The organism is Paenibacillus sp. FSL W8-0439, from assembly GCF_038008995.1.
Taxonomy (GTDB): domain Bacteria; phylum Bacillota; class Bacilli; order Paenibacillales; family Paenibacillaceae; genus Paenibacillus; species Paenibacillus polymyxa.
In genome coordinates, this window is the sequence record NZ_JBBPAK010000001.1 from 1,346,502 (window position 1) to 1,358,161 (window position 11,660).

Genomic DNA, 11,660 nt, shown 5'->3' on the forward strand with positions numbered 1-11,660 from the left:
AAAACATATGGTAATGTATGAAAAACCCCCTTGTCTGCTTCCAAAATTTATAGTAAAGTATCCAATAATCAACTTTGTATGAAACTAATATTTACTATCTGTGAGTATTTATCACACATTCTCCATGACCTAACACAATCCTCTTCCCTTTTATGACATTACATCTATTCCATTATCCTACTGCATCTCTTACACCACTAGATTATGAATGCTTTCTGTGCCTGTCTGTATTCTTCAAAAAAAGCCTGTCCAGAACCTCCATACCTTCCCTACTACACACCTATTTGATGAACTCGGAACTTGGGACTACAGCTTGAGGACAAGCTTGTCATGCCAATCCAAAGGAATTGGTATTCATCCGGTATCAACGAATTAACAATATATAAGGTGTGAAAGGGGTTCGCTGCATGAGCAAAAAGTACGTAAAACACAAAATCTGGACCGTACTGCTGGTACTTGCGCTAGGAACTGTTTTGGTGCTTTCCGGTTGTGGGGGATCAGGTGAAGGTGCAAAACCAGAGGCAGGAAAATCGCCAGGTGGAGCGGGAAAAGGCGCTCAGGACACCTTGATTTATGGGCGTGGCGGGGATTCCGTGGCGCTAGATCCTGCCATTGTAACTGAAAGCGAGTCGTTAAAAATTGGAATGCAGGTGTTCGATACACTATTGGAATACAAGGAAAGTACCACGGAGATTCAGCCGGGGCTCGCAGAGAGCTGGGAAGTATCACCGGACGGACTTGTCTATACGTTCAAGCTGCGTCAGGGCGTAAAATTCCATGACGGAAGTGACTTTAACGCAGAAGCAGTTGTATTTAACTTTGACCGCTGGGTTGATCCGAAAAGTCCATACAAATTTGAGGGTGACTCGTTTGATTATTATGATTCTATGTTTGGGCCAGATGGAAGCAGAGTGATTAAGGAGGTTAAAGCGGTGGATGCGAATACCGTCCAGTTTACACTGAACAAGCCGCAGGCTCCTTTTTTACAAAATATCGCTATGCCATCCTTTAGTATTGCAAGTCCCAAGGCTATTAAGGAGAAAAAGGCTGATTTTAAAAATAATCCGGTCGGCACAGGGCCGTTTGTATTTAAGGAATGGAAACGTAACGATACGATCACCTTGGAGAAGAATCCTACTTATTGGAAAGAAGGACAGCCAAAGCTGGCTAAGGTCATCGTTCGTTCGATCCCAGACAACACTGCTCGATTTAATGCTCTGCAAAACGGGGAAATTGACCTGATGGAAGATTTGAATCCGGATGATGCGAAGCAGTTAGAAGGTAACAGCGAGTTGGTAAAAATCGAACGTCCCTCCTTTAATGTGGCATACATTGGATTTAATTTAAAGAAAAAGACATTTAGTAATCCCAAGGTACGGCAAGCACTGAATCACGCAGTGAACAAACAGGCCATTATTGATGCATTGTTTGCGGGCGAGGCCAAGCCTGCGGTCAATCCGATGCCGCCCACGTTATGGGGATATGACGAAAGCATTCAGGACTACACTTATGATCTAAACAAGGCTAAATCTTTGCTAGCGGAAGCGGGTTTTCCTAACGGACTTCCAGAGCCGCTAACCTTCTATGCAATGCCTGTATCTCGCCCATACATGCCTGACGGCAAAAAGGTAGCAGAGGCCATTCAAGCTGATTTTGAAAAAATAGGAGTCAAAGTCAACATTCAATCTCCAGAATGGGCTACGTATCTGGATGATCTTAAAGCTGGAGAGAAGGATGATCTATACATGTTGGGATGGAATGGGGATAATGGCGACCCGGATAATTTCCTTTACACATTGCTCGACAAGGACACGATCCCAGGCAATAACCGCAGTTTTTATGTGAATGAGGAACTTCACAAAATACTGGTAAAGGCGCAGGTTGAGGTTGATCAAGATAAGCGTGCGGAATTGTATAAACAAGCACAAGTCATTATTAAACAGGATGCGCCTTGGATTCCCTTGGTTCACAGCACGCCGTTGATGGCAGGCAAAGCCAATCTTAAGGGTTTTGTACCTTGTCCGGCAGGTATTGAAGCGTACGGTAATATTTATTTTGAATAGCCTAAACGCAAGCAGGCGGTGAATAGCATATGAACTCATATATTGTAAAAAGGCTGGCCATATTGATTCCCGTATTGCTGGGGATGACGCTTATCGTGTTTTCGATTATTCATGCTATTCCTGGTGATCCGGCAGAAACGATACTGGGGGACAAGGCCACGGAACAGTCCAAACAGGCGCTGCGTGAGCAACTAGGGCTGGACAAGCCGTGGTTACAGCAATATGGGACCTATCTAAGTGAGCTGGCACGAGGGGACTTGGGCGATTCCATTCGCACCCGGCAGCCGATTGCCCGGGAAATGGTCCCTTATCTGGCGGCTACGCTGGAGTTGACGGTAGCAAGCATGTTGTTTGCCGTTGTCGTGGGTATGAATGCAGGCATCGTAAGTGCCTGGAAGCGAAATTCCTGGTTTGACTATGTCAGCATGGTCATTGCCCTGGTCGGAGTATCGATGCCGATTTTTTGGCTGGGCTTGATGGAGCAATGGATCTTTGCTAATAAGCTGCATTGGCTTCCTTCCATCGGACGTATGAATTCCCGTGATCCGGTGGAAGCTGTGACACATTTAGCCGTGATTGATGCGTTCATAGGTGGACGTATGGATCAGGTATGGACCGTCATCAAGCATTTGATCCTGCCCAGTATCGCACTGGGAACGATTCCAATGGCGGTCATAGCGCGTATTACCCGTTCCAGCATGCTGGAGGTGATGGATGCGGACTATATCCGCACGGCTCGGGCGAAGGGGCTGGCATCTTTTCAAGTCGTGTACAAACATGCGCTTAAAAATGCTGCGATCCCTGTGCTTACTGTCATCGGTCTTCAGACCGGATCGTTACTGGGAGGCGCCGTACTGACAGAGACCATATTTGCCTGGCCCGGCATCGGACGGTACATTTTTGAAGCGATCAGCTCGCGTGACTATCCGGTTATCCAAAGCGGAATTCTAATCATTGCGTTCCTGTTCGTCATCATTAATCTGATTGTCGATTTGCTGTACGCTGTTCTCGACCGGCGTATTCGTTATCAGTAAATCAAGTCATCAGTTGGTCAGAGGGGGGGGTGTCCGATGTCACAATTTTCAATGGAAACCAATAACATACCGACGACACGCAGCACACTGGCGCATTTGCCGGTGGTATCAGGCCCTTGGAGAGATGCGTGGAGAGCTTTCTGTCACAATAAAATGGCGTTCGTCGGTCTCAGTATTATTATCTTCTTTGTCATCATTGCTTTGATCGCGCCCTGGATTGCTCCTTTTGACTATAAAGAGCAAAATTTGGTGAGCCGCTTGCAGCCTCCTTCCGCAGAGCATTGGTTCGGTACCGATGATCTTGGCCGAGATTTGCTGACTCGTACGCTGTATGGCGCCAGAATCTCGTTATGGGTCGGTTTCTTGTCCGTTATTGGTTCCATGATTGTAGGAACTGCCTTAGGATTAATTGCTGGATTTTATGGAAAATGGGCTGATATGATCATCTCACGCCTATTCGACATTTTACTGGCATTTCCGGGGATTTTGCTGGCAATTGCTATTGTGGCCATTCTGGGGCCTTCGTTGGAAAATGCGTTATACGCCATTGCAATTGTCAATGTGCCAACGTATGGACGATTGGTTCGCTCCAAGGTGCTGAGTGTCAAAACGGAGGAGTATATTACGTCTGCCAGAGCGCTTGGAGCTAATAATCGGCGAATCATACTCCGTTATATTTTGCCTAATAGCCTGACGCCGATCATCGTACAAGGAACATTGGGGATCGGAACGGCCATTATTGAAGCAGCAGCGCTCGGATTTCTGGGCTTGGGTGCACAACCTCCTGAGCCCGAGTGGGGCAAAATGTTGTCCGATTCGCGGCAATATATCCAAAATGCGCCGTGGACAGTTATTTTTCCGGGGATATCTATCATGCTGACCGTATTGGGCTTTAATCTGATGGGTGATGGCCTGCGGGATGTTTTGGACCCAAGAGCGAAGCGTTAGGGTAAAAATAGCGAGGTATATAAACAGCATCATTCCGTCTACACCGTTTTCCATGCACATTTTTTAGTTTTACTTATATACTTCTATTTAAATAGGAGAAAAGAGGTGTTCCCTGAATCTGGTAGCTGGGGAACACCTTTTTATATGACTTTGTTTACGTTTAGTGTACTTCGATTCATCCCGCTATGGTTTGCAATCTTCTCCGTAAGTCATGTGAACTTTCCTGAGGCGTGAAAAAAATGTATAATCACTCCAATTGAGTACGTAGGGAGTGGGCTTTATGACATGGCAAAATAAAAGAGAGCATCGACAATTTGCGGAGCAGACACGAAGCGACGCTTCACGGGCAGCATATGAACGGGATTATTCCCGATTGATCCATTCACCGACCTTCCGCCGGTTGCAGGGTAAATCACAAGTATTTGGCGCAGGCACAGGAGATTATTATCGCACACGGCTAACGCATTCTTTGGAGGTAGCGCAAATTGCGCGTGAGGCAGCACGAAGCTTGCTGCGACGTCATCCAGAAGTAGAGTTGGAACAGGCGGATAACGCGGGACTGATCATTGACCCTGAGGTGGTGGAGTGTGCGTCGATCGCACATGACTTTGGGCATCCACCGTTCGGACACAAGGGAGAAGAGGTGCTGGACGGGATTTTGGATCAACTGATTGAGACGAAGGTAGAAAAGATATCCGCTGCTGGTGGCTTTACGCCTGAGTCCAAGCGTGGACAGGAGGCCTATGCACGCGAGCGACAAATTTATGAGCATTTTGAAGGGAATGCGCACAATTTTCGGCTGATTATGTTTTTGGAGAAGCGTGAGAATGTGGACGGTTTGAATTTGTCGGACGCTGTATTGCTCGGAATCAACAAATACCCGTATCCAGGGATTCTGAACAAAAAAGGGTTGTACCTGCATGAGTGGGAATATATACGTTCTATCCGCGAGGATTGGGGCATCCCTGACGGTAAAAAAACGCTGGAGGCCCAGCTCATGGATCTGTGCGACGATATTGCTTATTCCGCGCATGATTTGGAGGATGGGATTAAGGCAGGGAAAATTGAGGTGCACGAGCATTTCTTATATGACCCATATTTAATTCGTCTGATCACGGAAAAAATCACTACGTTGGAGGATAGCTTCTGGCAAGGCTGGCAACTGGCTGAGATTGAGCAGAAGGTCGCAGCGGTACTAAGCGAATTTTTGAAGGTGTGGAATGGGAAGATGCCGATATGTGAACACGATTATTCTCGCACCCGCCGGGAGGTCAAAGCATACTGGGTCAGCCTGTTTGTCAGCAGCTTAGGTGTAATTGATGATGGAAACTGGAAAAAGGTAACCTTCGTACGGGATGGAAGCGAGGATTTGGATATGCTGCGCACGGTGAGTGTATTAAAAAGCTTTGCTTGGGTCACCATGATCCGCGATCTGCGCGTACAGCGTCTGCAAAAACGCAGTGAATGGATGCTTAGACGGTTATGGTTGGCTTTTCTGGACCCCGAAACATCCAAGTCCATTATTCCGACCGATTGGCTCCAGCGCTACGAGCGAGACCAGGCCAAGGCCAAACCAATCTGGACATGGGAGCATATGGTCATTGACTATATTGCAGGCATGACTGATGCTTTTGCTGAAAAAATTTATAATGAGTTATATGGCCTGAAGGTAGGTTCCATTTATGACCTGGACTAACGTTTTTATTTAACCCTATATAGTAGAAGAAACTTGCTTAGAACGGATAGAAGGGAGAGGAGAAGGCGTATATGCAACCTCAGTCTTTAGCTACTTACTCGTTGAATCTCGGTGTGCTTGATATGGTACCGCTGCTGCCCGGCAATCGTCCGGAGCAAGCAGTTCAATGGGCGGCAAAGCTGGCGAAACAGGCGGAAGCATGGGGATATACACGCTACTGGACCTCCGAGCATCACGATATGGAGGGGCTGGCTTCCTCCAGTCCGGAAGTGCTGTTGTCTCATATCGGGGCGGTGACGACGACCATCCAACTGGGGGCGGGGGCTATATTGCTCCCGCATTATAGTCCAGTCAAGGTCGCCGAATGGTTTCATCTGCTGGCTGCTCTATATCCAGGCAGAGTCGAATTGGGTCTGGGGAGGGCCCCTGGCGGGGGGCCTCATGCTTCGATGGCACTAAGCGGCAATTTTCTTCAACATGTGACTGAGCTGCCACAGAAGATGGAAGCTCTATTGGCTTTGTTGGAAGGCACATATGAATATGAACAGATCCCCGTGTTTGCCCGTCCAATGCCAGAACAGCCGCCAGCGCTGTGGATGCTGGGTACCAACCGAAAAAGTGCGGAATATGCTGCGCAGTATTCAACGGGCTATGTATTCGGCCAATTTATGAGTGAACAGCAAACGGAAGAAATGCTAAGCATTTACCGCTCCAGCTTTCAGCCGTCCACACGGATGGACAAGCCCCGTACTATGGTTGCTGTAGGAGCAGTATGTGCGTCGACAGATGAGTTGGCGCAGCAATGGGCTGCACAGATTTCATTGGGTGATCCAGCGATCCGAGCCAGTTGGCTGGTGGGAACACCATCGGTTATTGCCGAACGGTTGCGTAACTTGCAGGTCAAATATGACAATGATGAGTTTCTGTTGGTCACGCCCATTCCCGATTATGAGCAGCGGCTTCATTCCTACCGACTAATAGCGGAGGCTGTGAATTGTAGTCTTGATTCCAAATGAAAAGATGAAAAGAGAACTGACATGAATAAATACAAAATCGATACAGATAAAATGAAACCTCGCTACATATATACCTATGCGTGTCATGAGACCGAGCGTGAATTGTGTCTTTTGGAACTAAAGTGCTTGTTCGGTCAACAGCCTGTGCATAGTTCCATGCTGTCGTCCCATCTTCGGCTGGAGCCGGGGACCAGTCCGTTTATCCATATTCGTCTGGATATCATCATCGAGGCGGACACGCTGGAGGAGCTATGCGAAGCAGCTTCCATGTTACAGCTTGAGGAAGGAAAGACCTTTAAGGTGCTGTGCCTTAAAGAAGGGGACAATGAGGCTGATTATGACGAGCGGCGCGGGATAGAACGTCGGATTGGCGCACGTATTCACGGGCAGGCGCAAATGAAGATACCGGATGTCACCCTAGGAGTCATACGATTAGGAGAACGATGGCTAATGGGCATATGCGAGTATAGCGACAGGTCGTGGCAGGAACGTCGTCAGAAGCCGCAAAACTATTCTACTGGACTACCCGTTCTGGTAGCTAGAGCACTTGTGAATTTGGCAGCAACGGATCTAACTGAATCTAAGGGAAAGTCAGACTCCTTGAAACTGCTGGACCCGTGTTGTGGTATGGGCAATGTAATGATTGAGGCATTGAGTATGGGCAAGGATATCCGCGGCTGTGATATCAATCCGTTGGCGGTGCGTGGGGCACGAGTGAATTTACGCCATTTTGGATATGAAGAAGATCTGGTGAAACTAGGGGATATGAACATGCTCACATGTAATTACGATGCAGCTATATTGGATATGCCTTATAACCTGTGCTCCGTGCTCCCTGCTGACGAACAAAAAAAGATGCTGCGTAGTCTGAGGCGCCTGGCCGCGCGGGCTGTGATCGTGAGCACGGAGCCGATGGCAACATTGCTATCCGAGTCAGGCTGGACCGTTACGGAGCAATGCCGGTTCTATAAGACAGGTATGAGTCGGGAAATCTGGATCTGCAAGTAGCTTGTTAATACTGAGTTTTGTAGTTAACCAAATTCAACGGCAGCTCCTGATCAGTAGCATAGGCTTTCAAATTAGTAACAAAAATATCTACCGCTCGTTCAGCATATCGGTCTGTATCCCCTGCAATATGCGGCGTAATCAGGACATGCTCTAGGTTCCATAGTGGATGTGACGCAGGTAGCGGTTCTTCCTCGAATACATCCAGTCCGGCAAAAGCAATATGTTTTTGTTCCAGCGAGCGTACCAGCGCATCTGTATGAACAGTCTTGCCGCGACCGACATTTATGAAGAAGGCGCCTTTACGCATCGCTGCAAATGCGTTTTCGTCAAAGAAGTGATGGGTCTCTTCAGTGAATGGCAAAATATTAACCACAATATCCGCAACGCCCAATGCTTCATGTAGTTGTTCGTTTGTGTACATGTGTTCTACATGGGGAGCTTCCTTGCCGGAACGGCGAACCCCGATCACTCGCATGCCAAAGGCTTCTGCAATCCGAGCGGTTTCACGGCCAATTTCGCCAACGCCTGTAATCAACAGCGTTTTGCCACGTAATTCCGTCAGTTGACCTTCCGGTGGCTGCCATGTTTTCTGACGCTGCAAGAGAGCCGCTTGCTGTAAATAACGGGTATGCGATAGCAGCATTCCAAAGATCTGCTCTGTAATTGGAATCGCATGTACACCACTCGTATTCGTGAGTGCAATGTTGCGCTTTTCCAGTTCGGTAAGCGGGAGCTTATCAATCCCAGCCGACCAGGTTTGTATCCACTTTAGCTTGCTGTCTGGATGTAATGCTTCCTCGGCAATATGCTTGGACCAGCCTAGAATAACCTCGGCCTCACGGATCTGTTCAGTCTCCAATTCCTGGGCTTTGCCAATAATCAACTCGTAGCCTGGAGCCGCTGCACGAACCTGTTTTTTTTGATCATCCGTCAGTTGATGTAAACTTAAAATGCTTCCCATGATTCATAGCCTCCTCGATGTTTGATTCCTTGGAGTTTCCAATATATTCTGGCGAACCATCCCTTCAAGGATAACAGATTGTCGGAAAATTTGCATAAGAAGGGTAGAAACAAGCCCGCGGTGTCATCATATATAACAACAAGTGGCTTTACCCTGATTGGGGACCAACCAAACAGCTACTTTTTGGGATATGTAAGGGATATTTATAAGAAAGGAGAAGAGGTAGATGAAAAATGAATCGCAAAGGCTCTTTACAGCGATAGCTCTCCCGGACCAGCACAAGAAGAAGTTACGTCATTGGGTAGAGCAGGATTTGAGTAATTTGTCTTTCCGCAAATGGAGTGACTTCAGAGATTACCACGTGACACTTCAGTTTCTGGGTGATGTGGCGAATTCGGTTATTCCAAAACTTGAGCAGGCTCTAGTTCATGCTGCAGCTGAGCATCGCCCGTTCACGCTTGGCATGGGTCAAGCAGGCTTTTTTGGACGCGAAGATTTTCCGCGTGTACTATGGAGGGGAGTGACCGGGCAGCGAGAGTCACTGGATCAGCTGTACCAGTCCATACTTCGAGCTACCGAACCGCTGGGTTTTAAACCCGAGGAACGACCTTATCGACCTCATATCACTGTAGCACGTTCATATACAGGAGGGGAGCCTGTTTCAGCGTCTGTGTGGCAGTCAGATGACCGAAGCGGCGAGCCTTGGGAAGTGGGGGAATTTGTATTATATGCAACCCGAATGGGACAAAAACCGATGTACCAAATAATTCAAACATTCCCATTAATGAGGTGAAACCCTTGATCTATCAGCGAATTTAGTGATATAGTGTTTCAGCGTTATTCAAAAAGCGCATTTTGGGTTACATATCTGAGGAATGTGCTTAAAGTTAACGGGAGGAACATTATGGAAATCGTTAAAGAACATCGTTGGTTTGCACCTCTTTTGAGTGTGCTGCTTGTTTGTATATTGGGGATAGGCCTCTACGCTGAGGTTCAGCAAACACAGAATAATCATAAAAATGCACCTATGCAATCTCTGAGCTGGTCAGGGAACACTTCGGTTCCTACATATGGCGACAGGATGGGGACCCATAACGGGTCAAACAGGACAAGCCCCATCTTTGTCGCTGCTCATGGGCAGCCAAGCTGGAAAGAAATCATGCCGACTCCGTTACCCGCTTCCCAGATGAAGCAGGTGGAACAAGCTCGGAATAACGCTGTTACAGGCAAGAAAAAGCCTGAGGTCCAGCATAGCAAGTCCGCAATCCTAACCCCTCCTACAACCATCTACTTTACGAAGACAAAAATGCTCACTCAGGATGACAAGGCGTTGTCTACCTGGAGCTATCCTGTCTCCGCTAAAGAACTGCTCCTGCTGCAAAAAATAGTGATGGCAGAAGCAGAAGGCGAACCGTACGAAGGCAAAGTGGCAGTTGCCAACGTTGTCTTAAACCGGCTGCGGTCAGCCTCATTTCCCGATACGATTCAGGCAGTGATTTATCAAAAAGCGCAATTTAGTCCGGTTGCGAACGGGCGTCTTCGTCGTGTTCAGCCTAACCAGGACTGCATACGTGCAGTTACGGCCGCTTTGAATGGCCATAAAGCCGTGCCTGATAACACCTGTTTTTTCCTTTCGCTTACGTTGGCCCAGGACCTTACGGTTCATCATTCGCGTACCAAGGTTAAAACAATCGGTCATCATACCTTTTATAAATGAGCATTTGGTATAAATCCCATGAGCGACAAATAACAGCCCTTTCTAAACAACAGGGTTCAGCTTTGTGAGCGTATTTTGTGTGCGCAGGTGAAGCCGGTATGCAAAAGAGGTATAATAGGTAAAGGAAAGTAACCTAAATAATGAAAGTGACAAAGGAGGCGTAAATGTTATGAAAATCACATATTATGGACATTCAGTTGTGTTGGTGGAGGCAGAGGGGAAACGGATTATTATCGATCCTTTTTTGACGGGGAATCCTAAAGCAACCGTACAGGCCGAAGATATTCAGGTGGATGCAGTACTGTTGACACACGGTCACGCCGATCATTTTGGTGATGCAGTTGAAATTGCCAAGCGCAATGATTGCCCTGTAATTGCGGTGGCGGAACTGGCTGAATATTGTGCATCCTTGGGAACCAAAGCTCACGGTATGAATCTGGGTGGTGGTCACCAATTTGACGGTTTTCATGTGAAATTTACGCTGGCGTTCCACAGTTCCTCTTTGACAGTGAACGGACAAACCATCTACATGGGAGAGCCTGCGGGGATTTTATTGACGATGGGAGGCAAAACATTTTTCCATGCAGGGGATACCGGCTTGTTTGGCGACATGCGTCTCATTGGAGAAACCAACTCCATTGATGCCGCAGTATTGCCGATCGGAGATGGTTATACAATGGGACCGGAGGATGCTTTGCTGGCAGCGAAATGGCTACGGGCAAGCCGCGTGATACCGGTGCATTACAATACTTTTCCCGGCATAGAGCAGGATGGAGACGGCTTCTGTGACCGTCTTCATAAAGAAGGTATTGAAGGGAAAGCATTGAAGCCAGGCGAAAGTCTCGAATTTTAATACGGTTTATCGATTTGCGGGAATGTACATGATGGTCCGTATGTATATTAAACTCCTTTGTCAGCCTTTTCTGTTCCTTGGGAACAGAAAAGGCTGACTTTTTTAATGAATATTTATACATAAAAATGATATATTTTTGCATTGGTACGTTGAAGCTGTAATGTAAAAGATTTATTATCACAACCATAAAAACTTTGAATTGCTAACACAATAGGTCAATGATAAAATGATAGAACTAATTAGATTCATCAGTGGAATCGACGTGTTTTTCAAGTCAAGCCATTGCATAATTATTGAAAAACATGCGCATTCGGCGGACCGTACCGCCTTGAATACGTCTTATGTTTTTTGTCCCCCATTCCTC

Annotated in this window: 10 protein-coding genes; 9 read left to right on the forward strand and 1 reads right to left on the reverse strand. The window is 47.2% G+C overall.

Annotated elements, in window-relative coordinates; translation table 11 throughout:
• Positions 1 to 407 precede the first annotated feature (407 nt).
• From MKX36_RS05665 to MKX36_RS05690, 6 genes are all read left to right on the forward strand, one after another.
• The gene (locus tag MKX36_RS05665; RefSeq protein WP_025364248.1) at positions 408 to 2,063 is read left to right on the forward strand and encodes an ABC transporter substrate-binding protein; all 1,656 of its coding nucleotides are present in this window, start codon (positions 408 to 410) and stop codon (positions 2,061 to 2,063) included.
• 29 nt (positions 2,064 to 2,092) lie between these two features.
• Complete coding sequence (locus MKX36_RS05670; protein WP_340864387.1) at positions 2,093 to 3,097, forward strand: ABC transporter permease; 1,005 nt, start codon at positions 2,093 to 2,095, stop codon at positions 3,095 to 3,097.
• Positions 3,098 to 3,133: 36 nt separating this feature from the next.
• Positions 3,134 to 4,045, forward strand: a complete 912-nt coding sequence (nikC, locus tag MKX36_RS05675; protein ID WP_340864388.1) for a nickel transporter permease — start codon at positions 3,134 to 3,136, stop codon at positions 4,043 to 4,045.
• Positions 4,046 to 4,325: 280 nt separating this feature from the next.
• Positions 4,326 to 5,741 carry a deoxyguanosinetriphosphate triphosphohydrolase family protein gene (locus MKX36_RS05680; RefSeq protein WP_113050674.1) on the forward strand — a complete coding sequence of 472 codons (1,416 nt, stop codon included), beginning with the start codon at positions 4,326 to 4,328 and terminating at the stop codon, positions 5,739 to 5,741.
• A gap of 71 nt (positions 5,742 to 5,812) precedes the next feature.
• On the forward strand, positions 5,813 to 6,757 hold the full coding sequence (locus tag MKX36_RS05685) for an MsnO8 family LLM class oxidoreductase (protein ID WP_340864389.1): 945 nt from the start codon (positions 5,813 to 5,815) through the stop codon (positions 6,755 to 6,757).
• Positions 6,758 to 6,778: 21 nt separating this feature from the next.
• Positions 6,779 to 7,765 (forward strand): methyltransferase domain-containing protein, encoded by a 987-nt coding sequence (locus MKX36_RS05690; RefSeq protein WP_340864390.1) that lies wholly within the window; start codon positions 6,779 to 6,781, stop codon positions 7,763 to 7,765.
• A gap of 4 nt (positions 7,766 to 7,769) precedes the next feature.
• Here the strand turns inward: MKX36_RS05690 and MKX36_RS05695 are convergent, their stop codons facing one another.
• Positions 7,770 to 8,726 carry a D-2-hydroxyacid dehydrogenase gene (locus tag MKX36_RS05695; protein ID WP_340864391.1) on the reverse strand — a complete coding sequence of 319 codons (957 nt, stop codon included), beginning with the start codon at positions 8,724 to 8,726 and terminating at the stop codon, positions 7,770 to 7,772.
• Between the two features lie 226 nt (positions 8,727 to 8,952).
• On the opposite strand from MKX36_RS05695, the gene thpR reads away from it, so the two are divergent.
• The 3 genes from thpR (at position 8,953) to MKX36_RS05710 (ending at position 11,296) form a co-directional block, all read left to right on the forward strand.
• Positions 8,953 to 9,519 carry an RNA 2',3'-cyclic phosphodiesterase gene (thpR, locus tag MKX36_RS05700; RefSeq protein ID WP_290402871.1) on the forward strand — a complete coding sequence of 189 codons (567 nt, stop codon included), beginning with the start codon at positions 8,953 to 8,955 and terminating at the stop codon, positions 9,517 to 9,519.
• 111 nt (positions 9,520 to 9,630) lie between these two features.
• Complete coding sequence (locus MKX36_RS05705; protein WP_016821264.1) at positions 9,631 to 10,443, forward strand: cell wall hydrolase; 813 nt, start codon at positions 9,631 to 9,633, stop codon at positions 10,441 to 10,443.
• A 169-nt stretch (positions 10,444 to 10,612) separates the two neighbouring features.
• Entirely contained in the window at positions 10,613 to 11,296 is a 684-nt protein-coding gene (locus MKX36_RS05710) for a metal-dependent hydrolase (protein WP_017426450.1), read from the forward strand.
• Positions 11,297 to 11,660 lie beyond the last annotated feature (364 nt).